We start from the raw sequence: 26,980 nt of genomic DNA, 5'->3' as shown, positions 1-26,980 counted from the left end.
AGACCTGACATGTCGCTGTACCGTATGCTTATGCTGAGTTCCGCCGTCGCCGCCGTGGCCGTGCCCGCGGTTGCCAATGCCAACGCCTTCTACCTTCAGGAACAGTCGGTGCGCGGCGCGGGCCGGGCGTTTTCCGGCGAAGGCGCCGACACCGGCGCCGCATCCCTGTGGTGGAACCCCGCCGCGATCGCCGGGATCACGAACCGTTCGGTCGTGCTGGGCGCGACCGGGATCATCCCGAAGGGCGACGTGTCCGATGTCGCCACGCGGATCATCCGCCCCGGCCAGGCGCCGGCCAGCGTCGGCGGTAACCGGGTGTCGTCCGACCCGATCAATTTCGGGATCGTGCCGAACGGTGCGGTCGCAGTGCCGCTGACCGATCGGCTGGCGGTCGGGCTGGCGGTGACGTCGCCGTTCAGCTTCACCACCAATTACGAAGACAACAGCTGGGCGCGCTACACCGCCGACAAGACCAAGCTGCGGACGATCGACATTCAGCCGTCGATCGCGTTCGCGCCAACCGACTGGCTGCGGCTGGGCGGGGCGCTGAACGTCGAATATTCCGACGCGACGCTGTCGAACGCGCTGCCCAACCTGTCGCCGTTGCAGGCCGACGGGCAGCAGACGCTGAAGGGCGATGGCTGGGACCTGGGCTGGACCGCCGGTGCGCAGATGCATAACGAGATCGTGACCGTCGGCGTCTCGTACAAATCCCGCATCAAGCACAAGCTGGATGGAAACATCACCACCACCGGACTGCTTGGGCCGCTGGCCGCACAGAATCGCTCGATCGATGCCGGTGCGAGTTTCAGCACGCCGTGGCAGCTGATCATGTCGGCGCGCGTCAACGCCACCGACGCGCTGACGTTGAACGGCCAGATCGTGCGGATGGGCTGGAGCGAATTTGACGCGATCCGGCTGGGCGCGCCGGTGAATGCGGCGATTCCCGAAAACTATCGCAATACCTGGACCTTTGCGGGCGGCGTCGATTATGCCGTGTCACCGGACTGGACCCTGCGTGCCGGTGTGCAGCATGCGCAGACCCCGACCCGTACCGGCGAACGCGATGCGCGCGTTCCGGACAGCAATCGCTGGATCTATGCGACCGGAACATCCTACCAGCTGACGCCGGCATTCTCGGTCGACCTGTCGGCCAGCTATGTCGATTTCAAGACCGCGACGATCGACCGGACGACGGCGGCCTATGCCGGCACCGCCGTCCAGACGCCGATCCTGGTGTCGGGCACGCTGACCGGTGCCCATGCCATCGTGCTGGGCGTCGGCGGTCGGCTGACCTTCTGATCGCCTGATACCAGCCCGCGGATCGGGGCGGCGGCTTGCGCGTCGTCCCGATCCCGGCGCATGGGGCGTCATGCGCAGCACCGGCCAGACCATATCCGTCCGCCTGTATTTCCTGGATGACGCGGAGGGCGGCGCGGCGCGGACCTTGATCTATGCGCCGCTGGCGGATGCGCTGGCGCTGGCGGCGGAGCAATCGCCCGCGATCCAGGGGGGCCTGTATCTGCAGACGCCGGACGACGTGATCGCTTACAGCGACTATATCGAGGGCTGATCGGTGCGGCCGATCGGCAGGGACCAGGCGCGATGACCGATTCGATGGACGACATGATGGTCGACACGCCCGAAGGGCCGATGCGCTGGGCGGAATGGAAGAAGAAGAACCCGGTGCAGATCCCGTCGCGCCGGACGAAGGGCAAGAAGTTGCCGGTCAAGGTGAAGCAGCACACCGAACCAAAACCCTAGATCTCCGCGATCCAGAGAACATGGCGCGCACCGCCGCGGGCGCCGTTGGCGCGGACGACATGTTCCCCGACCGTGAAGCCGGTGGCGCGCAGCCGCTGCACGAAGCCGCTGTCGGGCGCGGTGGACCAGATCGCCAGCACGCCGCCGGGGCGCAGCGCCGCGCGGGCGGCGCGAAGCCCGGCCAGGCCATAAAGCGCGTCATTGCCCTTGCGCGACACGCCTTCCGGCCCATTGTCGACATCCAGCAGGATCGTGTCATAGCCGCCCGCCGCCGCGTGGATCACGGCGCCGACATCACCCGTGATCAGGGTGACGCGAGGGTCGGTCAGGCTGTCCCCGAACAGGGCGGATAGCGGCCCGCGGCCCCAGGCGATCACGGCCGGCACCAGTTCGGCCACCGTGATCGCGGCATCGGCCGGCAGGCGCGCGAGCGCGGCGCGCAGCGTGAATCCCATGCCGAGCCCGCCGATCAGCACGCGCGGCGCCGCCCGGCCCGCGATCCGCGCGCAGGCCAGTGTCGCCAGCGCCTCCTCCGATCCGCTCATCCGGCTGTTCATCAATTCGTTGTTGGCAAGCGTGATGCTGTATTCGTCACCCCGGCGGATCAGGCGCAGCGTACCGCCGCCCGGTATTTCGGTGCTGTCGATCAAGGTTCGCGGGATCATGTCGCCCTGTTACCAGAAGCGGCTTCCGGGAATACCCTTGAACGGCCCGACGACGGCGGAGGTGATCCAGCCGCCATAGAAGCCGCCGGGTTGCGGGACGACGCGTTCCCCGTCGACGAAACAGTCGTCGAACGGCGCCGCATAGAAGGCGACATGATCGCGGAGCAGCGCGAAATCGCGGGTGGGCGCGGGGTAGGACCAGCCGACGCCCAGCAGCCGTTCGTCGTCGATCACGACATCATGATAGCGCGCCTGCCCCTTCCATTCGCAAAAGCTGCTGCCTGCACCGGGGCGCAGCACCGCCGCATCGACATCGCCGGGCGGGAAGTAGAACGTCGGCGGGTGGCTGGTTTCCAGAGTCCGGATCGCGGTGCGGGTTTCGGCGATGGTCCGGCCGCGGTGAACGATGCGCAGGTGGCGATCGGTGCGTTCGGCAATGGGGGGGCGGGGATAGGCCCAGACGCTTTCCTGGCCGGGGCCGGGCGGGACGGGATCGGGATGCATGCGCCGGAACCTTTCGCGGCCATGATAGCCAGCCCGGGATATGGGCGCGGTGATGCGGGATCCAAAGCCCGCCGTCCGCATTGCGGCTCGACTCCGGTGCTGGGAGGCGGCAAGGCCGGGTGATGGATATTCCCGGCCTCTACGCCCGGCTGATCATCGCGATCGGCGACGGGACCGGCATGGCCGACAGCCTGCTGCACGTGCATGCCGGCCTGGCGGTCCTGTTCCTCGCGCGGGTCGTCAGCCGTCGCGGCCTGTCGACGCCCGGCCCGCTGCTTGCGGTACTGGTCGCGGAGATCGCGAACGAGGGGCTCGACCGGTTGCATTACGGATCGTGGCGCTGGTCCGATACGATCGGCGACTTCGTCAACACGCTGTTCTGGCCGACGATGCTGTATCTGGGGCTGCGGTGGCGCACGGTGCGATCCTCGGGCGGACGTCGTCGCTGAACGATGTTTTTCCCAAAGATTGCAATGCTGAAATAAGCGGTCATGTAGCGCCGCTACGGCGCTGCCAGGATCGCGCACGGATGATATCATGATCGATGGCAAGAGCTTGATGGCGCTTCTTCTGCTGGGCGGCGCGTCGGCGGCCTATGCGGCGCAGCCCGTGCCGGCCGTACCGCCTGCGTCGTCTGCCGAAACCGCGACGCCCGCCTCACCGCCGCAGGCGGGTGCGGACGAGGATGGCGAGGATATCGTCGTCACCGGACAGCGCCCGCCCGGCAGCGTGGTGGGCACGGTGCCGCCGGAAGTGTCGCTGCGTCCCGCCGATATCCGATCCTACGGCGTCAGTACGGTGACCGAGTTGCTGGCGGAACTGGCGCCGCAGACCGGCAGCGGGCAGGGCCGCGACGGCAGTTCGCCGGTCGTGCTGCTGAACGGCAAGCGGATTTCGGGGTTTGCCGAACTGCGCGACATCCCGACCGAGGCGATCCTGCGCGTCGACATCCTGCCGGAGGAAGTCGCGTTGAAATATGGCTATGCCGCCGATCAGAAGGTGGTCAATTTCGTGCTGCGCCCACGGTTCCGCGCGGTGACGGGCGAGGTCAACGGTGGCGGTTCCACCGATGGCGGCGGTGAGAATGGCCGGATCCAGACCAGCCTGCTGAAGATCGACACCGCCGGACGGCTCAACCTGTCGGCGGATTACCGGCGGCAGGGATCGATCCTGGAAAGCGACCGAGACATCCTGTCGACCGCGTCGCGCCAGCTGTTCGATGTCATCGGCAATGTCGGGCCGGCGATCATCGGGGGCGAGATCGACCCCGCGCTGAGCGCGCTGGCCGGCAGCCGGGTGACCGTGGCAGGCGTGCCGGCCGGTCTGACCGGCGCCCCGACGCTGGCGCAGTTCGTGGGCACGGCGGGAAGCCCCAACGTCACGGATGTCGCGCGCTATCGTACCCTGCAGGCGGCGACCGACGCGCTGGCGCTGAACGCCGTGCTCAACCGCACGATCCTGGGCGACGTCGCGGCGACGGTGAACACCAGTTTCGGTGCAACCGGCAGCGCGGGGCTGCGCGGGCTGGCCGGGTCGCGGCTGAACCTGCCGGCGGACAATCCCTTTTCCCCGTTCGGACAGGCGGTGTCGGTCTATCGCTATCCCGATCCGACCGCGCGGTTGCGCCAGGACAGCAGCGGCGAGACGGCACATGCCGGGTTCACGCTCAACAAGACGCTGGACCAGTGGCAGCTGACGATGACCGGCAATTACGACCGCGCGGTGTCGCGGACGCGGACCGACACCGGGCTGGATGGTGGCGCGGTTCAGACGCTGATCGATGCCGGCACGCTCAATCCGTTCGGCGCGCTGCCGGCCGATCTCTATACGCCGCGGGCCGCGGATAGCGCGCATTCGGTCAGCAACAGCGGCGACGTGCAGCTGGTGGCGAGCGGATCGCCGCTGCGATTGCCGGCGGGGCCGATCAGCACGACGGTCAAGCTGGGTGGGGAGCTGAACGGGTTCGACACGCGATCGGTGCGATCCGGGGTGGAGCGCAGCGCGAACCTGTCGCGGCGCAACGCGAATGGACAGATCAATGTCGACATTCCGCTGACCAGCCGGCGTGCGGACGTGCTGTCGGCGATCGGCGACCTGTCCGTCAATTTCAACGGGTCAATCAATCGGTTCTCGGATTTCGGAACGCTTACGCGCTATGGCTATGGTCTGAACTGGCGACCGACCGGGCGGTTGAGCCTGATCTGGTCGCAGACGCGGGAAGAGGGCGCACCGACCGTCCAGCAGCTGGGCAATCCGCAAATCTCCACATTCGACGTGCGCGTGTTCGATTATCGGACCGGGCAGACGGTCAGCGTGACGCAGGTGAACGGCGGCAATCCCGATCTGGTGGCGGACAGGCGCCGCGTGCTGAAACTGGGCGCCAACTGGAAACCGTTCAACACGCCCGACCTGTCGCTGGTCGCCAACTATGTCCGCAGCCGGATCGACAATGCGACCGCGTCGCTGCCGGCGCCGACCGCGGTGATCGAGGCGGCGTTCCCGGACCGGTTCGTGCGTGATGCCGACGGCATGCTGGTCAGCATTGATGCCCGGCCCGTCAATTTCCTGCGCCAGGATACCGCGCAGATGCGCTGGGGTTTCAACCTGTCGGTGCCATTGAAGGCCAACAACCAGAAGCTGTTCGATGCCTATCGCGCGGCACGCGACGCGCGGATCGCGCGCGGCGAGGCACCGGATCGCGGACCGGGAGAGCGGGTCGGCACCGCGGCGGATCGGCCACCGCGCGACGGTGCGGGTGGCGGCAGCCCCGGCGGTGGCGGTGGCGGTGGAGGCGGGGGACGTGGCTTCGGTGGGGGTCGCGGCGGCGGCGGCGGCGGTGGTCGCCTGCAATTCGCGGTCTATCATAGCTGGCAGTTCCGCAACGACGTCACGATCCGGGAGGGCGTTCCCGTCCTGGATCTGTTGAACGGCGCGGCGAGCGGATCGAGCGGCGGCAGCCCCCGGCACAAGGTGGAGGCGCAGGCCGGCCTGTTCCGCAACGGTTTCGGCGCACGGATGTCGGGCAACTGGCAGAGCGCGACCTTCGTCCGCGGTGGCGGCAGCGCGAGCGGCGGGGGGACCGGCGATCTGTTCTTCGGATCGCTGACCACGGTCGACCTGAGGCTGTTCGCGGATTTCGGGCAGATTCCGGCGCTGGTGCCGTACCGGTTCACGCGCGGGATGCGGGTGAGCCTGTCGGTCGACAATCTGTTCAACCAGCGGCAGGGCGTGCGCGATGCCGCCGGCGTGGTGCCGCTTGGCTATCAGCCCGGTTATCTTGACCCGGTCGGGCGCGCGATCCGCGTGTCGGTGCGCAAGCTGTTCTTCTGATCGGCGGCGGGTTATCGCGGCGCAAACCCGGACGCGGAGCCCGATGCTGCACAGCCTGCCCATCCTGATCCGCCTGGCGGGGCGGCCCGTCATCCTGCTGGGCGACGGCGGCGCGGCGGATGCGAAACGTCGCATCCTGACGCGCGCCGGTGCGCGGATCGTGGGCGAGGCGGCGGACGCGGCGCTGGCGATCGTCGCGATCGCAGAGGATGTCGAGGCGGAGGCGGCGGTCGTGCGGCTGCGCGCGCGTGGCATTCTGGTCAATGCGGTCGACCGGCCGGCGCTGTGTGATTTCACGCTGCCCGCGATCGTCGAGCGCGGCGCGGTGCTGGTGGCGATCGGAACCGGCGGTGCATCGGCGGGACTGGCCAAGGCCTTGCGCCAACGGCTGGAGGCGATGCTGCCGGCCGATCTGGGCGGGCTGGCGTCGGCCTTGTTCGCCGCGCGCGCCGCGATCAAGGCGCGTTGGCCGGAGGGGGACGATCGTCGCCGCGCGATCGACGCGGCCCTGGCGCCCGGCGCCGCGCTAGACCCGCTATCGGCCGGTGCGGGTGCGCGCATTCCGGGCTGGCTGGCGGCGGAGGGAAGGAACGCGGCGGTCGAACCCGTCGCCATCCGGTTGCGCAGCAGCGATCCCGATGACCTGACCCTGCGCGAGGCGCGTTGGCTGGGCGGGGCGGACGTGGTGCGGCATGCGGCGGATGTGCCGGGCGCCATCCTCGCGCGGGTCCGCGCGGATGCGGATGTCGCGATCGGCCGGGCGGAGGATGTTGCCTGCGACGGTCTGGTCGTCGATCTGCGCTTTGCTGGGTAATCTTCAGGAGCGGTGCGTCCGTTTCGGTCGATCGTGGGTTTGATGCGACCGACAGGAGACCAGCATGAACGATGTTTCAACCGCCGCGCCGATCGGGCCGGCCACATTCCGCAACCCCGCCATCCTGCTATCCGGTACGGTCGATTATGCGATGTACGCGACCTTCCGTGACAGCCTGGACATGGCACCCGACACGGGCCCGGTGGTGATCGAACTGTCGACACTGGGCGGCGATCCCGAAGTCGCGCGGATGATGGGCGAAGATGTCCGCTATCACAGCAACATGGCGCCGGAGCGGCGTTTCCTGTTTTTGGGCAAGGCCGCGATCTATTCCGCGGGCACGACCTTCATGAGCTTCTTTCTTCCCGAAAACCGGTTCCTGACACCCGGTACGCGGCTGATGATCCACGAACGCAAGCTATCGAAGCAATTGCAGGTCGAAGGGCCGCTGACGACGTGCATCGCGGGCGTCACCGCGCTGCTGCACGAGATCGAGAGTTCGATCGAGATCCAGAATGAGGGGTTCGGGAACCTGATCCGTGGCAGCCAGGTGACGATGGAGGAGGTGCTGCAAAAGGCGCCGTCCAACTGGTATATCGAAGCGAACGAAGCCTATCGCTTGGGGTTGATCGCCGGGGTGATATGAGGCCGGAGGGCGATGGCGGGCCGATGCGGCAGGCGACCGGCCTGATCCGCATCGCAACCGCGGGGCAGGGGCTGGTGGACATCAGCCGTGACGTGGTCGCGTGGGTCACGGAACAGCGGATGCGATCCGGGCTGCTGACGCTGTTCTGCCGGCATACGTCGGCCTCGCTGATGATCCAGGAGAATGCGGCGCCGGAGGTCCGCGGCGACATCGAACGCTATTTCGCCCGGCTGGCACCGGAAAGCGGCGTGTATGCGCATGACGATGAAGGACCGGACGACATGCCCGCGCATCTGCGTAGTGCGTTGACCGACGCCAGCCTGTCGATCCCGTTGCTGGACGGGGTGCCCGCGCTGGGGACCTGGCAGGGCATCTACCTGTTCGAACATCGGCGCCGCCCGCACCGGCGGGAGGTGGTGCTGCACCTGATTGGCGGCTAATCCTCCCGAAAAAGCGGGAGAGTCGCATGGCGGATCATTATGACGTGCTGATCGTGGGCGGGGGCCATGGCGGCGCGCAGGCGGCAATCGCGCTGCGCCAGGGCGGGTTTGACGGCAGCATCGCGATCGTGACCGAGGAGCCGGAGCCGCCTTATGAACGGCCGCCGCTGTCCAAGGACTATCTGGCGGGGGACAAGCCCTTCGATCGGATCCTGATCCGGCCGCTGGCATTCTGGAACGAGCGCAGCGTCATGCTGCTGACCGGACGGCGGATCGTGGCGGTCGATGCGGCGGCGCGGACCGCGACCGATGCCGTCGGCGGGGTGCTGTCCTATGACGAGCTGATCTGGGCGGCGGGCGGGCATGCGCGGCGGCTGACCTGCGACGGATCGACGCTGGCGGGCGTGCACGGCATCCGCAGCCGTGCCGATGTCGACCGGCTGGAACAGGAATTGCGGACCCAGGACCGGGTGGTCGTGATCGGTGGCGGCTATATCGGGCTGGAGGCGGCGGCGGTGCTGGCCAAGTCGGGCAAGGCGGTGACCGTGCTGGAGGCGCAGGACCGCGTGCTGGCACGCGTGGCGGGCGAACCGCTGTCGCGATTTTACGAGGCCGAGCACCGCGCGCGCGGGGTCGACGTGCGGCTGGGCATCGGCGTCGACTGCCTGGTGGGCGACGGCACGCGCGTGACCGGCGTGCGGCTGGCGGACGGCACGGTGCTGGATGCCGGAATCGTGATCGTCGGGATCGGGATCGTGCCGTCGGTCGCGCCGCTGATCGATGCGGGGGCGGTGGGCGGCAACGGCGTGGATGTCGATGCGCTGTGCCGGACCAGCCTGCCGCATGTCCACGCCATCGGGGATTGCGCGCGGCACGCGAACCGGCATGCCGACGGTGCGGAGATCCGGCTGGAGTCGGTGCAGAACGCCAATGATCAGGCCACCGTCGCGGCGCGCGACATCCTGGGCGTGGGGCAGCCTTATGACGCCGTGCCGTGGTTCTGGTCGAACCAATATGATCTGCGATTGCAGACGGTCGGCCTGTCGACCGGCCATGACGCGGTGGTGGTGCGCGGCGACATCGGCACGCGGTCCTTTTCCGTCATCTATCTGCGTGGCAGCCGGGTGATCGCGCTCGACTGCGTCAATGCGGTCAAGGATTATGTCCAGGGCAAGGCGCTGGTCCTGGCCGGCGCGGCGATCGATCCGGCGATGCTGGCGGACGCGGGCGTGCCGTTGAAGGCGATGCTGGCCGCGGCCTGAACGCCCGGCCGGTCGGATTGGTACGGCGGAATCATAGATTGCCGGACGTGAAGAGGGCCACCGCCGCAATGCTGCGACGGTGGCCCCCTTACATGGTCAGCGGCCGGAAAGCGGCCCGGGAGACCTTGGGCGCTTGCCGTTAGGCGCGCGTCCCCCGAACGGACTGAACCGACCTCGCTTCTGAACCATGAGACATCGGATCACCTCCTTTCGCTACGTTGATGGGCGACACCGAAGATGAGTCATCAGGGGTGGTTCGGCAAGCCGGTCCGGCAAAATTTTTTCACGGTTCGCAGCGGATGTGGATCAACCGCGGCAATCCTCGATCGTGCGGGCGAATTCCGGCCAGGCGGGAACCACGATCGGCGGGTGGTCGGACAACTGGACCCGGAACCGCCCGCGGCTGAACGCGATCCGGTCGAGGAAGCCGTCGCCGGCGGGCAGCGCCGCACCGGCATAGGCGGGTTGCGCGCCGGTGGCCGCGGCCGGAAGCGTGCGAGTGCCGTCGCTGGTCTGGATCGTCAGCGTGGCGCCGGCGGCAACCTCGCCGGGCAGGGTCAGGCTGATCCGCCGCTCGGCCGCGTCGCACCGGACGACGAACCGGGCCAGTTCACCCACCACACCGAACATCGCCACCGACCCGCGCGCGTCGCGTTCCCACCGCCAGATCCCGGGCGCGACGGGTCCGTCCTGCCAGGATGGGATCGGAGCCGCCGGTGCCGGTGCCGGCGCAGCGGCGGCGGGCGGCGGGGTCGGGGGGCTGGTCGTCGGTTGCGGCGCCACGCATGCGGCAAGGGTCAGGGCGGCAAGGGCCAAAGCGGCAAGGGGGGGCAGGCAACGCATGCGCGCCTTGTGGCGGAGCAGGCGCGGATTGGGAAGGGCAGGCCGGATCGGGACCGCGCGTGGGTCAGCCCGCGCGGCTGCGTTTCTGGGCGCGGGCTTCCTTGGCCTTGGCGTAGCGGGTGGTACGGGTGCCGGGCTTGCCGGCGACGGCGTTGCCGCGCACCGGCGCCTTGTGTTCGGCCGGCGGCAACCCGAGTTCTTCCTGTTCGAGGCCGCGAATCTCGTCGCGCAGGCGGCCGGCTTCCTCGAATTCCAGATCGGCGGCGGCACGGCGCATCCGGCCTTCCAGTTCCTGGATGTAGGCGCGCAGATTATGGCCGACCATGTGCGGCCGGTCCTCGATCCCGGTCTCGACGGTCACCTGATCCTTCGACGCGAGATGGCCGACGATATCCGTGATGTTGCGCTTGATCGTGGCCGGGGTGATGCCGTGTTCGGTGTTATACGCCTCCTGCTTTTCCCGGCGGCGCGCGGTTTCGGCCATGGCGCGTTCCATCGATCCCGTGATGGTGTCGGCATAGAGGATCACGCGCCCCTCCACGTTGCGGGCGGCGCGGCCGATCGTCTGGATCAGCGAGGTTTCGGAGCGGAGAAAGCCTTCCTTGTCGGCATCCAGGATCGCGACCAGCCCGCATTCGGGAATATCGAGCCCCTCGCGCAGCAGGTTGATGCCGACCAGCACGTCATAGACGCCGAGCCGGAGATCGCGGATCAGTTCGATCCGTTCCAGCGTCTCGACATCGCTGTGCATGTAGCGGACCTTCATCCCCGCTTCGTGCAGATATTCGGTGAGATCCTCCGCCATTCGCTTGGTGAGGGTGGTGACCAGCGACCGGTAGCCGAGTTTCGCGGTCGCCTGGCATTCGTGGACGAGATCGTCGACCTGGCTTTCGATCGGGCGGACCTCGATCGGCGGATCGATCAGCCCGGTCGGGCGGATGACCTGTTCGGCGAATACGCCGCCGGTCTGGTCCAGTTCCCAGGGGCCGGGCGTGGCCGAGACATAGACCGTCTGCGGCCGCATCGCGTCCCATTCGTTGAAGCGCAGCGGGCGATTGTCGATGCAGGACGGCAGCCGGAAGCCATATTCCGCCAGCGTGATCTTGCGCCGGTGATCGCCGCGCGACATGCCGTTGATCTGGCCGATCGTCTGATGGCTTTCATCGACGAACAGCAGCGCGTTTTCGGGCAGATATTCGAACAAGGTGGGCGGCGGCTCGCCCGGCAGGCGTCCGGTCAGGAAGCGGCTGTAATTCTCGATCCCGGCACAGCTGCCGGTCGCCGCAATCATTTCCAGATCGAAATTGGTGCGCTGTTCCAGCCGCTGCGCTTCCAGCAGCTTGCCCTCCATCACCAGTTCCTTCAGCCGCTCGGTCAGTTCGTGGCGGATTGCACCGGCGGCCTGCTGCATCGTCGGGCCGGGCGTAACATAATGCGAATTGGCGTAGATCCGGATCGACGGCAGCTTGGCCGCGGTCTTGCCGGTCAACGGATCGAATTCCGCAATCTCCTCGATCTCGTCCCCGAAGAAGGAAATGCGCCAGGCGGCATCGTCATAGTGCGACGGAAACAGTTCGATCGTATCACCGCGGACGCGGAAGGTACCGCGGGTGAAGCTCTGTTCGTTGCGCTTATATTGCAGCGCGACCAGCTTGCGGATGATCTCGCGCTGATCTGCACTCTGCCCCCGTTTCAGGTCGAAGATCATCGCCGAATAGGTTTCGACCGAGCCGATACCGTAGAGGCAGGACACCGATGCCACGATCAGCACATCGTCACGTTCCAGGAGCGAGCGGGTGGCCGAATGGCGCATCCGGTCGATCGTCTCGTTGATCGACGATTCCTTTTCGATATAGGTATCGGACCGCGCGACATAGGCCTCGGGCTGATAATAGTCGTAATAGCTGACGAAGAACTCGACCGCGTTATCCGGGAAGAACTGCTTGAATTCGCCGTAGAGCTGTGCCGCCAGGATCTTGTTGGGGGCAAGCACCAGCGCCGGGCGCTGCAGTTCCTCGACCACCTTCGCCATGGTGAAGGTCTTGCCAGAGCCGGTGACGCCCAGCAGCACCTGATCGCGTTCGCCCTCCCGCGCCTGGGCGGAGAGTTCGGCGATGGCGGTCGGCTGATCCCCCGAGGGTTGGTAATCGGACTCCAGCCGGAACTTGCGCCCGCCCTCCTGCTTGACCGGCCGCGCGGGGCGATGCGGTACGAAGTTCGTGTCGGTTTCGGGTTCCGCAAGGGAGGTTCGAATCTGGATCGCCATGGCGCGAATATGGGCGGGCAGGGCACCGGTTCCTAGCCCTTCCGGCTGGCAGCGCGCGGTGATAGCAGGCGCTGGAACGTGCGCAGGGAGAAGCGATGATGGATCGGCGCCTGGTGATCGGCAGTGTCCTTGCCGCCGGGTTGGCGGGGCATGCCAAGGGTGCGGAGCGCCCCGCGCGCCTGCCGGCCTGGCCACCCCGCGAAGGCATGCCGTTATGGCCGGGCCGCCCGCCCGGTGCGCGGTCGCGCCTGCCGACCTATGCGCCGTCGATGAACGGGGATGCCGGCCACCGGCAACTGTGGCTGCGCGGGATCGCAACGCCGATGCTGCACGTCTATCGCCCGGCGAAACCCAACGGGATCGGCATCCTGTCCATCCCGGGTGGCGGGTATGGATTCCTGTCCGTCCAGAACGAGGGGATGGATGTCGCGCGGGTGCTGGGTGCGGTGGGCTTCACCCTATTCGTGCTGAGCTACCGCCTGCCGTCCGAAGGTTGGGACGCGCAGGCCGACGTGCCGTTGCAGGATGCGCAGCGTGCGATGCGGCTGATCCGCGCCAACGCGGCCGGATTCGGTGTCGATCCGGTCAGGACCGGAATCCTGGGTTTTTCCGCGGGCGGGCATCTGGCCGCCAGCCTGGCGACCGGCCATGACGATGCGGTGTACCGGCCGATCGACGACGCCGACCGGCAATCCGCGCGGCCGGCCTTCGCAGGGCTGATCTATCCGGTCACGACGTTGCGCGACCCGTTCACGCATCGCGGATCGCGTGATGCGCTGCTGGGGCCTGCCCCGGCGGCTGCGCTGATCGACCGGCGATCGCCGTTGCTGCATGTGACGGATCGCACCCCGCCCTGTTTCCTGGTCCACGCGATCGACGATCTGGTGGTGCCCGTGGAGTGCAGCACGGGCTGGGTCGCGGCCTGCCGCGCCGCCGGCGTGCCGGTGGCCGCGCAACTGCTGGAACAAGGCGGGCATGGGTTCGGGATGCAATTGCCGGACAGCAATTTCGGCGCGCTGTGGCCGCAGGCGTTCGCCCGGTGGGCACGCGCGCATGGCGGACGCCCAACCCCTTGATCCAAGGCAGTGAATTCCCACGGCGTCGTCCCTAGCATCGCGCACCGGGATCGATTAGCAAATCGGCGGACGCGGGGGGAAGAGTGACAGGCTGTGCGGCGTTCGATCTCCTTGCTTGTGACGGCCGGCCTGCTGCCCGTCGTCGTCCTTGGTGGAACCTTCGGGGTAACCATGCTCCGAAGCCAGCGCGCGGCGGTACAGCAGCAGGCGGACGCGGCGGCGCGGTTCTTCTCCGCGTTGCTGTCGGTCAAGCTGGAAGGCGCGTCCCATGCGGTGCAGATGATCGCGCAATCGCCAGCCTTCGACGGCAGGATGGACCTGGTCCGGTTCCGGACGCTGGCCGGACGGATCATCGCGATCCAGCCGGATTGGCACCGCGTCACGGTCGCTGATCTCGCGGGTAACCGGTTGGTCAATGTGCCGGAGATGGAGGGGCGTCGCGAAGCCCGGCGGGTCGTGGAGATACCAAGTTTCCGGCGGGTGATCCGCGACCGGATCCCCGTCATCGGCGATGTCGCGCGCGGCCCCGACAACTATGTCGCGTTTGCGGTGCGGGCACCGGTGCTGCAGGCCGGGCAGGTCCGCTATGTGGTGTCCGCGGTGATTCCGGCCGAGCGGCTGCGCGTGCTGCTGCGGTCGCAGCCCTTGCCGGTGGACTGGTCGGCCGCGATCCTGGACGCCCGCGGGCAGGCGGTGACGCAGGTCGGTGATGCCCGATCGGCCGCGCTGGCGGATGCGCGCGTGCTGGAGACGCGGGCACCGGTTGCGGGAACACCCTGGACGATCCTGATCCGCACCCCGGCCAGGGACCTGGTGCGGCCGCAACGCAGCGCGATCCTGCTGCTGGCGATGGCGGCGGTGCTCAGCCTGTTGCTGTTGTTCGTGCTGGTCCGGTTGCTGGTGGCGGAGCTGCACCAGGTACGCGACAGCCAGGCGGCGCGATTGAAGGCGCAACGGATGGAAGCGCTGGGCCAGCTGACCGGCGGGGTGGCGCATGATTTCAACAATTTGCTGACACCGATCATCGGCAATCTCGACCTGATCGCGCGGCGGACCGACGATGCGCGGATCACGCGTTATGTCCAGGCGGCGTCGGCCAGCGCGGAGCGCGCCAAGTCGCTCGTCAGCCGCCTGCTGGCCTTTTCCCGCCGCCAGTCGCTGTCGCCGCGACCGGTGGACCTTGGCGACCTGCTGGCCGGGATGTCCGACCTGATCGCGCATTCGGTGCCGTCCGCGATTCAGGTGAGCATCGATCTGGATGACGGGCTGCCGCTGGTCTACGCCGACAGCAGCCAGCTGGAACTGGCGATCCTGAACCTGATCATCAACGCGCGCGATGCGATGCCGGATGGCGGGCAGCTGCGCGTGACCGCCAGACCGGCGGCGGGCGAGGATGTCGCTGGGCTGCCGCCCGGCGACTATGTCAGCCTGCGCGTGATCGATACCGGGACCGGGATGAGCGAGACGACGCTGAAACGCGCGATCGATCCGTTCTTCACGACCAAGCCGGGCGACAAGGGAACGGGTCTGGGCCTGTCGATGGTGCATGGCTTTGCGGGGCAGTCGGGCGGCGTGCTGCGAATCGCCAGTACACTGGGACGCGGCACCGTCATGACGATCGTCCTGCCGCACAGCCGCGAACCGGCGCCGGCCGTCGTCCAGGACACGGAGATCCCGGATATCCCGCCGGGCCGCATCCTGCTGGTCGACGATGACGCGGCCGTCCGGACCGCCACGGCGGAGATGCTGCGGCAGGCGGATCAGACCGTGATCGAGGCGGACGGTGTGGGCGCGGCCCTGATGATATTGGCCGGGGATCAGGCCATTGATGCGATCGTGACCGATTTCCGGATGCCGGGGCGATCGGGTGCGGACCTGATCCGCATCGTCCGGGCTGAACGGCCGGGGCTGCCGATCCTGCTGGTGACAGGCTATGTGACCGCCGGGGCGGAGATCCCGACGCAGGTTCCCCGATTGATGAAACCGTTCAGCGCCGCGGAACTGATCGCGGCGCTGGCACGGGCGCGGTCCGCCAGGGGGTAACCGCCGGGATCAGAAGCTGCTGCCGGTACCGGGGACCACATCCTCACCCGCGCCGGCATGGCCCCTGCCCAGTCCGGCATGGTCCAGATCCTGGCCCAGCGTGGTTTCGGTTTCCCGGATCGTCGTCATGCGGCCGTTGCCGATCGTCGCGACCGGCGGTGCCGCCGGGCGGCGTCGGAGCAGCAGATACAGCGCCGCCGATGCCGTGGCGGCGACACCCAGCTTGGTCGCGAGGCCGCGTTTGTTGTGGCGCCATTCCGCCCGGATCCCCATTTCGGCGGGGATGTTCGGAACGGTGCCGCGTGCCAGATCCTGGACGACGCCTTCGACCATGTTGATCCGGTCCGCGCCCATCAGCAGCAGCCAATGCCACCAGTCCGATTCGCTGCGCCGGAACGCGACACGGCGGATCGCCCCGCTGAGGCCGCTGGGCGGTGTCGCGGTGCCGACCACGGCAGGCCGGCGATCATGTTCGATCGATTGCAGGATTTCGACGTCGGTCCGCTGTTCGGCCGGGCGGACCCAGTTCAGCCCCCGGCTGTGCTGATCCTCCACATGCCGCATCGGGAAGGTCGGATCATTGTCCGGATCGGCATCCACGCCCCAGCCGGGGATGGTGGCGGTATCGACGATGGCCCTGGTCATGTGCTGTGTCCCTCAGGCAGCGTGCGGCAGCAGGACGGGCTTGATGCAGCCGTCCAGCTTGGCCGAAAAGATGTGATAGGCGTCGGCCGCGTCGGTCAGGGGCACGCGGTGGGTGATGAGCTGCTTGGGATCGATCCGTCCGGCGCGGATATGATCGACCAGCTTGGGCAGCAGCCGTTTGACCGACGCCTGATTCGCGCGGATCGTGATCCCCTTGTTCACGACGTTGCCGATCGGGACCATGTTGCCGGTGGGGCCGTAGACGCCGACGATCGACACGATCCCGCCCTTCTTCACCGAGTTGATGGCCCAGTGCAGCGCGATCGCATTGCCCGCTTCCAGTTTCAGCTTGGTCCCGAACAGCGTCTGCAACGCGTTGCCGGCGGCGTCGCCACCCACGGCATCGATGCAGACATCGGCGCCAAGCGACTCGGTCGTCTTCTTCAGGAAGACGACGGGATCGTCCATCTCGCGGAAATTATAGGCTTCGGCCTGTGCGAAGCGCCGCGCGAACTCCAATCGATATTCGACCTGGTCGATGACGATGACGCGCGCCGCCCCGAACAGCCAGGCGGACTTGGCGGCCATCAGTCCGACGGGGCCCGCCCCGAACACGACGACGGTGTCGCCGCGCTGGATGCCGCCCATTTCCGCCGCCTGATAGCCGGTGGGCACGACATCGGTCAGCAGCACCGCGTCGTCCGGATCCATCCAGTCGGGGATCAGCATCGGCCCGACGTCGGCATAGGGCACGCGCACGAATTGCGCCTGACCGCCGTCATAGCCGCCGGCGGTATGCGAATAGCCGAAGATGCCGCCGACCGCGGTCGCCTGCGCATTGCTTTCGTGGCAATTTCCGAACAGCCCCTGCTGGCAGAAATGGCATTTGCCGCAGGCGATGTTGAACGGGACCAGCACATGATCGCCTTTTTTCAGCGTGCGGACCTCTGCGCCAACGTCTTCGACGATGCCGCAAAACTCATGACCGAACGTCATGCCGACGCGCGTGTCGGGCACCATGCCGTGATAGAGGTGGAGATCGGACCCGCAGATGCAGGACCGCGTGACCCGGACGATCGCATCCTCCGGATGCAGGATCTTCGGCATCGGTTTCTCGTCGATGCGGACGCGGTATGGCCCGCGATAGTTCATGGCCAGCATGGCGATCTCGATCCTTTCCGAACGGCGACCGGGCATCCTGACAAATGTCAGTGCAGCCCGCTGAAAACACGGAATTAAACGGCAAACCGGCCGTCGCGGTGCAAGTTCCGGTACGCGTCGTCTGGCGTGTGCGGACGGGCAATGGGCGTGCACCGCGGCCCGGCCAGCCCGGAGCGCGTGCGATGGATGCCGAGCCGCGTGCGGCCCGTTCCCGCCGCCGTATTGAGGGTGTGCCCGCGCCGCCCGCTGCGGCCGAATTGCCCATGGTGGCATGATTGTCGCGAGGTGGGCTTTGCTATTGACAATCCCCGGCCCTGTTCCATTCTCGCGTCCACCAAAAAGACGGGCGTTCAACTGTCCCTCGTTCGCCCGGATAAAAAGGGAAGGAACAGGATGACTATCGTGCTTCTCGCGATCGCCTGCGGGCTGGTTGCCATTGTCTACGGCTTTGCGACATCGAGGCAGGTGCTGGCGGCCTCGCCCGGAAATGAACGGATGCAGGAGATCGCCGGCGCGATCCAGGAGGGCGCGCGCGCCTATCTGGGCCGGCAATATCGTACGATCGCGATCGTCGGCATCGTCGTCGCGGTGCTGGTGTTCCTGACGCTGGGCGCGACGTCCGCGGTCGGGTTCGTGCTGGGCGCGGTGCTGTCGGGCGCGACGGGCTATATCGGGATGAACATTTCGGTAAAGGCCAATGTCCGGACGGCGGAGGCTGCGCGGACGTCGTTGCAGGCGGGGCTGACCACCGCGTTCCGGGCCGGCGCGGTGACGGGCATTCTGGTCGCGGGGCTGGCGCTGCTCGCGATCGCGATCTTCTTCTATTATCTGACCGCGATCGCGGGGGCGGCGCCCAATGACCGGCTGGTGGTGGACGCGCTGGTCGCGCTGGCGTTCGGGGCGTCGCTGATCTCGATCTTCGCGCGGCTGGGCGGCGGCATCTTCACCAAGGCGGCCGATGTCGGCGCGGACCTGGTCGGCAAGGTCGAGGCCGGGATCCCGGAGGACGACCCCCGCAATCCCGCGACGATCGCGGACAATGTGGGCGACAATGTCGGTGATTGCGCGGGCATGGCCGCCGATCTGTTCGAAACCTATGTCGTGACGGTCGGGGCGACGATGGTGCTGATCGCGTTGCTGGTGCAGGGGACGACCGCGCAGGTCGGCGCGCTGATGGCGTTGCCGCTGCTGATCGGCGGCGTGTGCATCCTGACGTCGATCCTGGGAACCTACATGGTCCGGCTGGGCCGCGGCGCATCGATCATGGGCGCGCTGTACAAGGGGTTCTTCACCACCGCACTGCTGTCGATCCCGGCGATCTGGGCGGTCAGCGTCTATGCGCTGGGCGATCTGAGCGCACCGATCGGCACCCCGCGTGAGGCAGCGGGTGGCGAGGTCGGCAGCCAGGTGGCGGCGGCGATCGGCGGTTTCACCGGTTGGGACCTGTTCGGCGCGATGATGGTCGGGCTGGCGGTGACCGGCCTGCTGGTGTGGATCACCGAATATTATACCGGCACCAATCACCGGCCGGTGCGGTCGATCGCCAAGGCGTCGGAGACCGGGCACGGCACCAACGTCATCCAGGGGCTGGCGATCAGCCTGGAGGCAACCGCGCTGCCGACGATCGTGATCTGCATCGGGATCATCGTCGCCTATCAGCTGGCGGGATTGATCGGCATCGCCTTTGCCGCGACCGCGATGCTGGCGCTGGCGGGGATGGTGGTCGCGCTGGATGCCTATGGCCCCGTTACCGACAATGCCGGTGGCATCGCGGAGATGGCGGGGCTTCCCGATGAGGTCCGGGTCCGCACCGACGCGCTGGATGCGGTCGGCAACACCACCAAGGCGGTGACCAAGGGCTATGCGATCGGATCGGCGGGGCTGGCCGCGCTGGTGCTGTTCGGGGCCTATACCACCGATCTCCGGCTGTTCTTCCCGGATGTCGCGGTCGATTTCTCGCTGTCCAATCCGTACGTCATCGTCGGCCTGCTGCTGGGGGCGCTGCTGCCCTATGTCTTCGGCGCGTTCGGGATGACGGCGGTGGGGCGCGCCGCCGGCGCGGTGGTGGAAGAGGTGCGCGCGCAGTTCCGGGATAATCCCGGCATCATGGCGGGGACCAGCCGGCCCAACTATGCGCGCACGGTCGACCTGGTGACGCGGGCAGCGATCCGCGAGATGATCGTGCCGTCGCTGCTGCCGGTGCTGGCACCGATCGTCGTCTATTACCTGATCACCGCGATCGCGGGGCAGGGCGAGGGGTTCGCCGCGCTGGGTGCCCTGTTGCTGGGCGTGATCGTGTCCGGGCTGTTCGTCGCGATTTCGATGACGAGCGGCGGCGGCGCATGGGACAATGCCAAGAAGTATATCGAGGACGGCAACCATGGCGGCAAGGGCAGCGAGGCGCACAAGGCCGCGGTGACCGGGGATACGGTGGGTGATCCCTACAAGGATACGGCGGGACCGGCCGTGAACCCGATGATCAAGATCACCAACATCGTCGCGCTGCTGCTGCTGGCGGCGCTGTCGGGGCATGCGGGGTAGGACAAGGACAATCGCTGTTTCCGTTCACCCCGAGCGAAGTCGAGGGACGCTTTCGAGTGTAGTCGGGAAGCCTGAAGGTGGACGCGCTCGGCTTTGCTCGGTCGGTCCCTCGACTACGCTCGGGATGGACGGTTGATTGCGGATCGGAAAACCCTGCCTTCGACCGCGTGTTTCCCGCCATAATGGATCAAACACTTGAGTCTGTTTTGCTCGGAAACGGACGGTACGTTGCGCGACGTCCGGTCATCCGGTCCGCACCCTCCTTCGGATGCACGACTCCGATCCCGTCCAGAACTTCATCCACCGCTGGCGCAGCAATGAGGGCGGCGCCGAGCGCGCGAATTTCCCGCTGTTCCTGATCGAGCTTTGCACGCTGCTCGATCTGCCGCCGCCCGATCCCGCCGGTGCGACGCATGCCCGGAACGACTATGTGTTCGAACGGGCGGTACGGTTCCATGACGAGGCGGGGCGGACCGGGCATGGCCGGATCGACCTGTATCGACGCGGGTGTTTCGTGCTGGAAGCCAAGCAGAGCCGCGAACCCGGCGGGGCCAAGGCCGTGGCGATGCCGGAGCAGGGCGTGCTGCCGGGCGTCGCCGCGCCCGCCGTCCGCGGGCGGCGCAGCGCGCATCGCGGTTGGGACGTGCTGATGCGCAATGCGCGCGAACAGGCGGAGCAATATGCGCGCGCCCTGCCGATCGAGCATGGCTGGCCACCGTTCATCCTGGTGTGCGATGTCGGCCATGCGATCGAACTGTTCGCCGATTTTTCGGGGCAGGGGAAGAATTACCGGCAGTTTCCGGACCGCAGCGGCTACCGCCTGTATCTGGAGGATCTCGCTGATCCGGCGGTCCGCGACCGGCTTCGGGCGATCTGGGTCGACCCGCACAGCCTGGACCCCACTCGCCGCGCGGCGCATGTCACCCGCGATATTGCGCGGCGATTGGCATCGGTCAGCAAGCTGCTGGAGGATCGCGGCCATCCGCCGGAACCGGTCGCGCATTTCCTGATGCGGTGCCTGTTCACGATGTTCGCGGAGGATACGGGGCTGCTGGAGCGCGGCTGCTTCACGCAATTGCTCCACGATACGCAGGTGGCACCGGCCAGCTTTGCGCCACTGCTGGAGGATCTGTGGCGGACCATGAATGTCGGCGGGCTGTCGCCGGTGCTGCGGCGGACGGTGCGGCGGTTCAACGGCGGGCTGTTTTCGGACGGTCGCGCCATCGCGTTGGAACGCGAGGAGATCGGCGAACTGTACCAGGCGTCGCTGCACGACTGGACCGAGGTCGAGCCCGCGATCTTCGGCACGCTGCTGGAACAGGCGCTGGACAAGGCCGAGCGGCGGCGGCTGGGCGCGCATTACACGCCGCGCGCCTATGTCGAACGGCTGGTGATCGCGACCGTGATCGCGCCGTTGCAGCGCGAATGGGAAACCGTGGTGCTGGGCACGGTGGAGCGCGAGCGGACCGCCGACCCGATGGCCGCGATCCGCGCGGTGCATGATTTCCATGTCCGGCTGGCGACGACGCGCGTGCTGGATCCCGCCTGCGGTACCGGCAATTTCCTCTATGTCGCGCTGGAACTGATGAAGCGGCTGGAAGGCGATGTGCTGGAGGTGCTGGCCGATCTTGGCGGGCAGGAGGCGCTGGCGCTGGAAACCGACACCGTCCACCCGCGCAATTTCCTGGGGCTGGAACTCAACCCGCGCGCGGCCGCGATCGCCGAACTGGTGCTGTGGCTCGGCTATCTGCAATGGCAGCTGCGCGGTGGCGGGATCGTGTCCGATCCGGTGCTGGAAAGCCTGCGCACGATCGTCGCGGCCGATGCGGTGCTGGCGCATGATCCCGCACCGCCCGGCGACACCGGTATCGCCCTGCACAATCCGCGGCGTCCCGCCTGGCCGGACGCGGACTATATCGTCGGCAATCCGCCCTTCATCGGCGGCAAGGACCTGCGCGGGCGGCTGGGCGACGCCTATGTGGCGGGGCTGTGGAAGGCGCATCCGAAGATGCCGAAATCGGCCGACTTCGTGATGTACTGGTGGGACCGCGCCGCCGAACGGCTGACCGAACCCGGCACGCGGCTGAAGCGGTTCGGGTTCGTCACCACCAATTCGATTACGCAGGACTATAGCCGCCGCGTGATCGCCGCCCGGCTGGACGCGCACAAGCCGGTCCACCTGCTGATGGCGATCCCCGATCACCCCTGGACCAAGGCGACCCGTGATGCCGCCGCGGTCCGGATCGCGATGACGGTGGCGGCGGCCGGGGCGGGCGAGGGGAGCCTGTTGGCGGTGGTGGAGGAAAGCGGGCTGGATACGGATGCGCCGATGATACTGCTCGGGGAAACGGTCGGCAGGATCAATCCCGACCTTACCGTAGGCGCCGACCTGACCCGGGCCTTCACGTTGCGCGCCAATGACGGCCTGTGTTCGCGCGGCGTCTCGCTCCACGGATCGGGGTTCATCGTTGCCCCGAATAGCGTAGCATCGCTGGGGATGGGTCGTCGGGGCGGGCTGGAGTCGCATATCCGACCCTATCGGAACGGCCGCGATATCACGGCCAGATCGCGCGACCGGATGGTCGTCGATCTGCTCGGCCTTGGCGAGACGGAGGTCCGCAACCGGTTTCCCGAAGTGTATCAGCACCTTCTCGTCACGGTAAAGCCGGAGCGGCTACACAATAATCGGGCGGCCTATCGCAACCAGTGGTGGATATTCGGCGAGCCGCGGCGGGAGTTGCGGCCGGCGCTTGCCGGCCTGGATCGCTACATCGCGACCGTCGAAACCGCCAAGCATCGCACGTTCCAGTTTCTGGATGCGGTGATTCTGCCGGACAATATGCTGGTCTGCACCGCCGCGGCCGATGCCTACACGCTCGGTATCCTGTCCTCGGTCATCCACCTGGAATGGACCTATGCCGCCAGTGCCCTGCTGGGCGTCGCCAGCTTCGCGGCCGGGCATCGCTACACCAAAAGCCTGTGTTTCGACCCGTTCCCTTTCCCCGACGCCTCACCCGCGCAGCGGGCGGTGATCGGCGATCTGGCGGAGGAGCTGGACGCGATGCGGAAAGCCGTGTTGGCGGCGGAGGCGGACCTGACGCTGACCGGGCTCTATAACCTCTGCACGCGGGTGCGGAGCGGGGCGGTGCTGGACAGGGTCGAGCAGGACCAGCGCCGGCGCGGGCGGATCGATATCCTGATCGAGCTGCACGACCGGATCGATGCGGCGGTGGCGGACGCCTATGGCTGGGGGGCGGAGCAGCGAGCGGGGACGCTGGACGATGCGACGATTCTGATGCGGCTGGTGGCGCTGAATGCGGAGCGTCATGCCGAGGAGCGGCGTGGAATCGTACGCTGGCTGCGGCCGGACTATCAGCTGGGCCGCGCCGGCGTGCCGCAACTGGCCGCGGCGGCGGACGCGCAGATCGAAGTCGCGCTGCCGCAGGGTATGGCGCGCAAGCCGACCTTTCCGCGCGACGCGATCGGGCAGACCGCGGCGGTGTTGTCTGCCCTGCGCGGCGGCGCGGCGCTGACGGGGTCGGATATCGCCCGGCGCTATACACAGGGGATGCGGGTCGAGCGGCGGATCAGCGCCACGCTGGCCGCGCTGGAACGGCTGGGGCATGTTGCGCTGGACGGGGTGCGTTACTATCTTCGCCGTGCAGCTTGAGGTGAGCGGGTTCTGCCCGAGCCGGGCGGGATCGGGATGTGCAATGGCCCCCGCGCACCGCCGGCATGGTGTGATCCTGTGTGACCTTTGGCGATTCGCTTCCTTTTCCGCGGTCGATGCAGTAGGGGGCGGCACGCGTTCAAACCCCGAAAAGACAAGAGGCCTGTTTGGCTAAGGAAGAATTGCTCGAAATGCGTGGTCAGGTGGTGGAGCTTTTGCCCAACGCCATGTTCCGCGTGAAGCTTGAGAACGACCATGAGATCTTGGGGCACACCGCCGGCAAGATGCGCAAGAACCGCATCCGCGTGCTGGTGGGGGATGAGGTGCTGTGCGAACTCACCCCCTATGATTTGACCAAGGGCCGGATCACGTATCGGTTCAAGTGATGCGGTTGTGATGGTGCCGAGCGCCACGGACGTCTCCACCCCACCCGTCCATCCCGAGCGCAGTCGAGGGGATCGACGCTGCCTTCTCGGCTATGCTCGAAGGGTCCCTCGACTGCGCTTGGAATGGGCGGACATATCGATTGGGGCAGGTGTCTGAATGGAATGGGTGACCTTCATGCGATTCGACCTGCCATGAGAGACGCATGCCCCGACTGATCCTCGCCTCCGCATCGCTCCGCCGCCTGGATCTGCTCGCGCGGATCGGGGTCGTACCGGATGTGGTCGATCCCGCCGATCTCGACGAAACCCCGCTGAAGGGCGAGCGCCCGGCCGCGCATGCGGCGCGGCTGGCGGCAGCGAAGGCGGCGCTGGTGGCCGCCCGCCACCCCGATGCGCATGTGCTGGGCGCCGACACGGTGGTCGGCGCGGGCATCCGTATCCTGCCCAAGGCGGAGGATGCCGCGACCGCGCGCACCTGTTTGACCCTGCTGTCGGGGCGGCGGCACCGGGTGCATTCGGCGGTGACGCTGGTGGCGCCGGACGGCCGCGCCCGCCACCGCATCTCCACCAGCATCGTCGCGTTCAAGGTGCTCACCGCGGCGGAGATCGACGCCTATCTGGCAGGCGGAGAGTGGGAGGGCAAGGCCGGCGGCTATGCCATCCAGGGCACTGCCGAAGCCTATGTCCGCTTCCTGTCGGGCAGCCATTCGGGCGTGGTCGGCCTGCCGCTGTTCGAAACCCGCGCCCTGTTGAGCGCGGCGGGGATCGCGCTTGGCTGAATGGCTGTGCGAGGCCGGGATCGGGGAGGTCCGGGCGGCGCTGGTGGTCGATGGCGTGATCCTGGACGCCAGGGTCGAGCGCGAGGGCGGCGTGCGTGCCGGCAGCGTGCGGCGGGCGCGGTTGACGCGGATCACGACGCCCGGGCGCCGGGGCCTGGTCGCCTTCGACGATGGCGAGGCGGTGCTGGAGCCGTTGCCGGAGGGCGTGGCCGAAGGTGGCCGCCTGCTGGTCGAGATCGTACGCGAGCCGATCCCCGAGACGGGGCGGCCGAAACAGGCGCGCGCGCGCGCGGCCGCCGCCGGGGCGAGCCCGTGCGACGGGCCCGATCTGGCGGCGCAGCTGGTGGCCACCGGGCGGCCGGTCGTCACGCTGCCGGCGCACGGGGCGGACCGGCTGGAGGCGGCGGGCTGGTCCGAACTGATCGAGGAAGCGACGAGCGGCGCGATCGATTTTCCGGGCGGCGCGCTCAGGCTGTCGGTGACGCCGGCGATGGCCCTGTTCGATGTCGATGGCGCGTTGCCGCCGGCGGCGCTGGCGCTGGCGGGCGCGCAGGCGGCGGCGCGGGCGATCCGGCGGATGGATATCGGCGGATCGATCGGCATCGACCTGCCGACCGTATCGGACAAGGCGGTGCGGCAGGCCGTGGCGGCGGCGGTCGATGCGATCCTGCCGCAGCCGTTCGAACGCACCGCGGTCAACGGCTTCGGTTTCCTCCAGATCGTGCGGCGGCGGACGCGCGCCAGCTTGCCCGAATTGCTGGCGGCAGACCTGGTACTCACCGCCGCGCTGGCGTTGCTGCGGCAGGCGGAGCGAGCGGGCGGAATCGGCGCGCGCACGCTGGTGGCGGCGCCCGCGGTGATCGCGCGGATCGCGGCGCGGCCGGACTGGACCGAGACGCTCGGCCGCCGAATCGGTGCGGCGGTCGCCTTGCGGGCCGATGCCGCGCGCGCCATATCCGCGGCCTATGTCGAAACCGAATACCCTCCGCCGCGCGCGTAATGCCTGCCCCGTCTGCGGCAAGGCGAACGTGCCCGCGCATGATCCGTTCTGCAGCCAGGGGTGTCGCGATCGCGACCTGCTGCAATGGCTGGACGATGGTTACCGCATCCCCGGCCCCGCGATTGACGATTCCGACATGGAAGGTCTGGACAGCGATGCGATCCGGCCTCTATAGGCCCCCCTCCAACACTGTCCTGCCCGGGTAGCTCAGTTGGTAGAGCACGTGACTGAAAATCACGGTGTCGGCGGTTCGATCCCGTCCCCGGGCACCACTTTCGTAATAGGACACGTTAGAAACGTCGGCTTGACCCGCTAACGTGGCCATAGGCATCATGTAGACCCTGGTCGCCCGTCGGATCCGCCAAATCGAGGTTGGTGACGACCGGCTGGCAACGGATCCGAACGCCGGCCCCTTCATCGACAAGCTCTTCGATCACGAGTTCGGGTCGCAGGAACGGGATGCCGAACTTGTCGCGGAGCAGCCCGTGGCTGACGCTGGCCCTCCAACTGTCGAAAAGGTGCGGCAGCACGAGATCGGTCGAAGTCGCGCCGGCATGCACCGCCAGCCTTCCCACTGAAGGGATCACATCATTCTTCAACACGAGGGTGATCTCTACGGCCGACTGCAGGTGCCGGAGCAACGTCGTCACGCCCAAGCTGCAGGTATCGATGCCACGATAAACGTCCGCGACGGCCGGTATCGACAAGGTTCTGCCAACCGGATTGTCGCGCAGCAGGTCGGCCAGCAGCGCGTCGACGTGGCCGCAGCGCCGGGCGAGGTAACGGCGAAGGGCCTCGGGAACCAGCACCGTTGTCGCCATTGCGGCAACCGGGTTGGGATGGCCCGCCCCGCCGGACGTGCGCGCTCGATCATTCATCGTGAAGCCCTGCTTGCCAGGTGACGGGCCAAGGCCAGCGACCAGTCGCTTCCGCCTCAGCCATGTCTGTCACCCCCGAAGTTCCCCAGCGTCGCAGAACGGGATTAAGAAGCTGCTAGAGTCGAACTCGATCGAGTTGAATCGGAGGGGATTCCCATCGGCCTGATTTGGTGATTCAAGATTCCGGCTGGGTTGGAGGCCGGCATGGATGGGCAAGGCGTATTCGGGTGACCTGCGGGCGCGGGTGGTTGCAGCGATGGCGACGGG

At 67.7% G+C, this 26,980-nt stretch carries 24 protein-coding genes and 1 tRNA gene; 18 read left to right on the top strand and 7 right to left on the bottom strand.

Features of this window, described 5'->3' with window-relative positions:
- The first annotated feature begins 9 nt into the window (after positions 1–9).
- From VF649_RS15130 to VF649_RS15120, 3 genes are all read left to right on the top strand, one after another.
- Positions 10–1,302, top strand: a complete 1,293-nt coding sequence (locus VF649_RS15130) for an OmpP1/FadL family transporter (RefSeq protein ID WP_331012785.1) — start codon at positions 10–12, stop codon at positions 1,300–1,302.
- A gap of 70 nt (positions 1,303–1,372) precedes the next feature.
- Positions 1,373–1,573 carry a hypothetical protein gene (locus VF649_RS15125; protein WP_331012784.1) on the top strand — a complete coding sequence of 67 codons (201 nt, stop codon included), beginning with the start codon at positions 1,373–1,375 and terminating at the stop codon, positions 1,571–1,573.
- A gap of 32 nt (positions 1,574–1,605) precedes the next feature.
- Positions 1,606–1,764 carry a hypothetical protein gene (locus VF649_RS15120; RefSeq protein ID WP_331012783.1) on the top strand — a complete coding sequence of 53 codons (159 nt, stop codon included), beginning with the start codon at positions 1,606–1,608 and terminating at the stop codon, positions 1,762–1,764.
- On the opposite strand, the gene VF649_RS15115 is transcribed toward VF649_RS15120, so the two are convergent.
- A complete protein-coding gene (locus VF649_RS15115; protein WP_331012782.1) occupies positions 1,761–2,429 on the bottom strand; it encodes a hypothetical protein in 669 nt (222 codons plus the stop codon). The genes VF649_RS15120 and VF649_RS15115 overlap by 4 nt on opposite strands.
- 9 nt (positions 2,430–2,438) lie before the next feature.
- The gene (locus VF649_RS15110) at positions 2,439–2,933 is read right to left on the bottom strand and encodes a DUF427 domain-containing protein (RefSeq protein WP_331012781.1); all 495 of its coding nucleotides are present in this window, start codon (positions 2,931–2,933) and stop codon (positions 2,439–2,441) included.
- Between the two features lie 122 nt (positions 2,934–3,055).
- On the opposite strand from VF649_RS15110, the gene VF649_RS15105 reads away from it, so the two are divergent.
- The 6 genes from VF649_RS15105 to VF649_RS15080 all read left to right on the top strand — a co-directional run bounded on the left by VF649_RS15105 (position 3,056) and on the right by VF649_RS15080 (position 9,425).
- Positions 3,056–3,382, top strand: coding sequence for a hypothetical protein (locus VF649_RS15105; protein WP_331012780.1), 327 nt, complete (start codon positions 3,056–3,058; stop codon positions 3,380–3,382).
- A gap of 88 nt (positions 3,383–3,470) precedes the next feature.
- A complete protein-coding gene (locus VF649_RS15100) occupies positions 3,471–6,263 on the top strand; it encodes a TonB-dependent receptor (protein WP_331012779.1) in 2,793 nt (930 codons plus the stop codon).
- Between the two features lie 46 nt (positions 6,264–6,309).
- Positions 6,310–7,077 (top strand): precorrin-2 dehydrogenase/sirohydrochlorin ferrochelatase family protein, encoded by a 768-nt coding sequence (locus tag VF649_RS15095; protein WP_331012794.1) that lies wholly within the window; start codon positions 6,310–6,312, stop codon positions 7,075–7,077.
- 64 nt (positions 7,078–7,141) lie between these two features.
- Positions 7,142–7,723: a peptidase S14 gene (locus VF649_RS15090; RefSeq protein WP_331012778.1), complete on the top strand. Its 582-nt coding sequence runs from the start codon at positions 7,142–7,144 to the stop codon at positions 7,721–7,723.
- Between the two features lie 23 nt (positions 7,724–7,746).
- Positions 7,747–8,163 (top strand): secondary thiamine-phosphate synthase enzyme YjbQ, encoded by a 417-nt coding sequence (locus tag VF649_RS15085; RefSeq protein WP_331012777.1) that lies wholly within the window; start codon positions 7,747–7,749, stop codon positions 8,161–8,163.
- Between the two features lie 26 nt (positions 8,164–8,189).
- Positions 8,190–9,425 carry an NAD(P)/FAD-dependent oxidoreductase gene (locus VF649_RS15080; RefSeq protein ID WP_331012776.1) on the top strand — a complete coding sequence of 412 codons (1,236 nt, stop codon included), beginning with the start codon at positions 8,190–8,192 and terminating at the stop codon, positions 9,423–9,425.
- A 306-nt stretch (positions 9,426–9,731) separates the two neighbouring features.
- On the opposite strand, the gene VF649_RS15075 is transcribed toward VF649_RS15080, so the two are convergent.
- Together VF649_RS15075 and uvrB are read right to left on the bottom strand one after the other, a co-directional pair.
- Positions 9,732–10,268, bottom strand: coding sequence for a hypothetical protein (locus VF649_RS15075; RefSeq protein ID WP_331012775.1), 537 nt, complete (start codon positions 10,266–10,268; stop codon positions 9,732–9,734).
- A 64-nt stretch (positions 10,269–10,332) separates the two neighbouring features.
- Positions 10,333–12,534: an excinuclease ABC subunit UvrB gene (uvrB, locus tag VF649_RS15070; RefSeq protein ID WP_331012774.1), complete on the bottom strand. Its 2,202-nt coding sequence runs from the start codon at positions 12,532–12,534 to the stop codon at positions 10,333–10,335.
- A gap of 95 nt (positions 12,535–12,629) precedes the next feature.
- Between uvrB and VF649_RS15065 the strand changes: the two genes are divergently transcribed.
- A complete protein-coding gene (locus VF649_RS15065) occupies positions 12,630–13,610 on the top strand; it encodes an alpha/beta hydrolase (RefSeq protein WP_414713696.1) in 981 nt (326 codons plus the stop codon).
- Positions 13,611–13,781: 171 nt separating this feature from the next.
- Entirely contained in the window at positions 13,782–15,653 is a 1,872-nt protein-coding gene (locus tag VF649_RS15060; protein ID WP_331012772.1) for an ATP-binding protein, read from the top strand.
- A 9-nt stretch (positions 15,654–15,662) separates the two neighbouring features.
- On the opposite strand, the gene VF649_RS15055 is transcribed toward VF649_RS15060, so the two are convergent.
- The gene (locus VF649_RS15055) at positions 15,663–16,298 is read right to left on the bottom strand and encodes a hypothetical protein (RefSeq protein WP_331012771.1); all 636 of its coding nucleotides are present in this window, start codon (positions 16,296–16,298) and stop codon (positions 15,663–15,665) included.
- A 12-nt stretch (positions 16,299–16,310) separates the two neighbouring features.
- On the bottom strand, positions 16,311–17,459 hold the full coding sequence (locus VF649_RS15050; protein ID WP_331012770.1) for a zinc-dependent alcohol dehydrogenase: 1,149 nt from the start codon (positions 17,457–17,459) through the stop codon (positions 16,311–16,313).
- A 393-nt stretch (positions 17,460–17,852) separates the two neighbouring features.
- Here VF649_RS15050 and VF649_RS15045 point away from each other — a divergent pair, with 393 nt between their 5' ends.
- The 7 genes from VF649_RS15045 (at position 17,853) to VF649_RS15015 (ending at position 26,107) form a co-directional block, all read left to right on the top strand.
- Positions 17,853–20,000, top strand: coding sequence for a sodium-translocating pyrophosphatase (locus tag VF649_RS15045; RefSeq protein ID WP_331012769.1), 2,148 nt, complete (start codon positions 17,853–17,855; stop codon positions 19,998–20,000).
- A gap of 268 nt (positions 20,001–20,268) precedes the next feature.
- Entirely contained in the window at positions 20,269–23,670 is a 3,402-nt protein-coding gene (locus VF649_RS15040; RefSeq protein WP_331012768.1) for a class I SAM-dependent DNA methyltransferase, read from the top strand.
- Between the two features lie 167 nt (positions 23,671–23,837).
- On the top strand, positions 23,838–24,056 hold the full coding sequence (gene infA, locus VF649_RS15035) for a translation initiation factor IF-1 (protein ID WP_076068064.1): 219 nt from the start codon (positions 23,838–23,840) through the stop codon (positions 24,054–24,056).
- A 203-nt stretch (positions 24,057–24,259) separates the two neighbouring features.
- The gene (locus tag VF649_RS15030; protein ID WP_331012767.1) at positions 24,260–24,835 is read left to right on the top strand and encodes a Maf family protein; all 576 of its coding nucleotides are present in this window, start codon (positions 24,260–24,262) and stop codon (positions 24,833–24,835) included.
- Complete coding sequence (locus tag VF649_RS15025) at positions 24,828–25,835, top strand: ribonuclease (protein WP_331012766.1); 1,008 nt, start codon at positions 24,828–24,830, stop codon at positions 25,833–25,835. Before VF649_RS15030 ends, VF649_RS15025 begins: the two co-directional genes overlap by 8 nt.
- Positions 25,801–26,010 carry a DNA gyrase inhibitor YacG gene (locus VF649_RS15020; RefSeq protein WP_331012765.1) on the top strand — a complete coding sequence of 70 codons (210 nt, stop codon included), beginning with the start codon at positions 25,801–25,803 and terminating at the stop codon, positions 26,008–26,010. The genes VF649_RS15025 and VF649_RS15020 overlap by 35 nt, the downstream gene beginning before the upstream one ends.
- 21 nt (positions 26,011–26,031) lie before the next feature.
- Positions 26,032–26,107 (top strand) — tRNA-Phe (locus VF649_RS15015).
- Between the two features lie 18 nt (positions 26,108–26,125).
- On the opposite strand, the gene VF649_RS15010 is transcribed toward VF649_RS15015, so the two are convergent.
- The gene (locus VF649_RS15010; protein WP_331012764.1) at positions 26,126–26,656 is read right to left on the bottom strand and encodes a hypothetical protein; all 531 of its coding nucleotides are present in this window, start codon (positions 26,654–26,656) and stop codon (positions 26,126–26,128) included.
- Positions 26,657–26,980 lie beyond the last annotated feature (324 nt).

It is taken from the genome of Sphingomonas sp. (assembly GCF_036387535.1).
In the GTDB taxonomy this organism is placed as follows: Bacteria; Pseudomonadota; Alphaproteobacteria; order Sphingomonadales; family Sphingomonadaceae; genus Sphingomonas_R.
This window is presented reverse-complemented; position numbering and strand designations above follow the sequence as displayed.

Excerpts from the sequence above, each read along its gene's own strand:
- VF649_RS15090 (WP_331012778.1), top strand. The coding sequence starts at position 7,142 with ATGAACGATGTTTCAACCGCCGCGCCGATCGGGCCGGCCACATTCCGC.
- VF649_RS15050 (WP_331012770.1), bottom strand. The coding sequence starts at position 17,459 with ATGCTGGCCATGAACTATCGCGGGCCATACCGCGTCCGCATCGACGAG.
- VF649_RS15075 (WP_331012775.1), bottom strand. The coding sequence starts at position 10,268 with ATGCGTTGCCTGCCCCCCCTTGCCGCTTTGGCCCTTGCCGCCCTGACC.
- VF649_RS15045 (WP_331012769.1), top strand. The coding sequence starts at position 17,853 with ATGACTATCGTGCTTCTCGCGATCGCCTGCGGGCTGGTTGCCATTGTC.
- VF649_RS15100 (WP_331012779.1), top strand. The coding sequence starts at position 3,471 with ATGATCGATGGCAAGAGCTTGATGGCGCTTCTTCTGCTGGGCGGCGCG.
- VF649_RS15125 (WP_331012784.1), top strand. The coding sequence starts at position 1,373 with ATGCGCAGCACCGGCCAGACCATATCCGTCCGCCTGTATTTCCTGGAT.
- VF649_RS15080 (WP_331012776.1), top strand. The coding sequence starts at position 8,190 with ATGGCGGATCATTATGACGTGCTGATCGTGGGCGGGGGCCATGGCGGC.
- VF649_RS15110 (WP_331012781.1), bottom strand. The coding sequence starts at position 2,933 with ATGCATCCCGATCCCGTCCCGCCCGGCCCCGGCCAGGAAAGCGTCTGG.
- VF649_RS15105 (WP_331012780.1), top strand. The coding sequence starts at position 3,056 with ATGGATATTCCCGGCCTCTACGCCCGGCTGATCATCGCGATCGGCGAC.
- VF649_RS15055 (WP_331012771.1), bottom strand. The coding sequence starts at position 16,298 with ATGACCAGGGCCATCGTCGATACCGCCACCATCCCCGGCTGGGGCGTG.
- VF649_RS15040 (WP_331012768.1), top strand. The coding sequence starts at position 20,269 with ATGCACGACTCCGATCCCGTCCAGAACTTCATCCACCGCTGGCGCAGC.
- VF649_RS15065 (WP_414713696.1), top strand. The coding sequence starts at position 12,630 with ATGATGGATCGGCGCCTGGTGATCGGCAGTGTCCTTGCCGCCGGGTTG.
- VF649_RS15030 (WP_331012767.1), top strand. The coding sequence starts at position 24,260 with ATGCCCCGACTGATCCTCGCCTCCGCATCGCTCCGCCGCCTGGATCTG.
- VF649_RS15060 (WP_331012772.1), top strand. The coding sequence starts at position 13,782 with ATGCTCCGAAGCCAGCGCGCGGCGGTACAGCAGCAGGCGGACGCGGCG.
- VF649_RS15020 (WP_331012765.1), top strand. The coding sequence starts at position 25,801 with ATGTCGAAACCGAATACCCTCCGCCGCGCGCGTAATGCCTGCCCCGTC.
- VF649_RS15115 (WP_331012782.1), bottom strand. The coding sequence starts at position 2,429 with ATGATCCCGCGAACCTTGATCGACAGCACCGAAATACCGGGCGGCGGT.
- VF649_RS15085 (WP_331012777.1), top strand. The coding sequence starts at position 7,747 with ATGCGGCAGGCGACCGGCCTGATCCGCATCGCAACCGCGGGGCAGGGG.
- VF649_RS15130 (WP_331012785.1), top strand. The coding sequence starts at position 10 with ATGTCGCTGTACCGTATGCTTATGCTGAGTTCCGCCGTCGCCGCCGTG.
- VF649_RS15010 (WP_331012764.1), bottom strand. The coding sequence starts at position 26,656 with ATGGCGACAACGGTGCTGGTTCCCGAGGCCCTTCGCCGTTACCTCGCC.
- uvrB (WP_331012774.1), bottom strand. The coding sequence starts at position 12,534 with ATGGCGATCCAGATTCGAACCTCCCTTGCGGAACCCGAAACCGACACG.
- VF649_RS15120 (WP_331012783.1), top strand. The coding sequence starts at position 1,606 with ATGACCGATTCGATGGACGACATGATGGTCGACACGCCCGAAGGGCCG.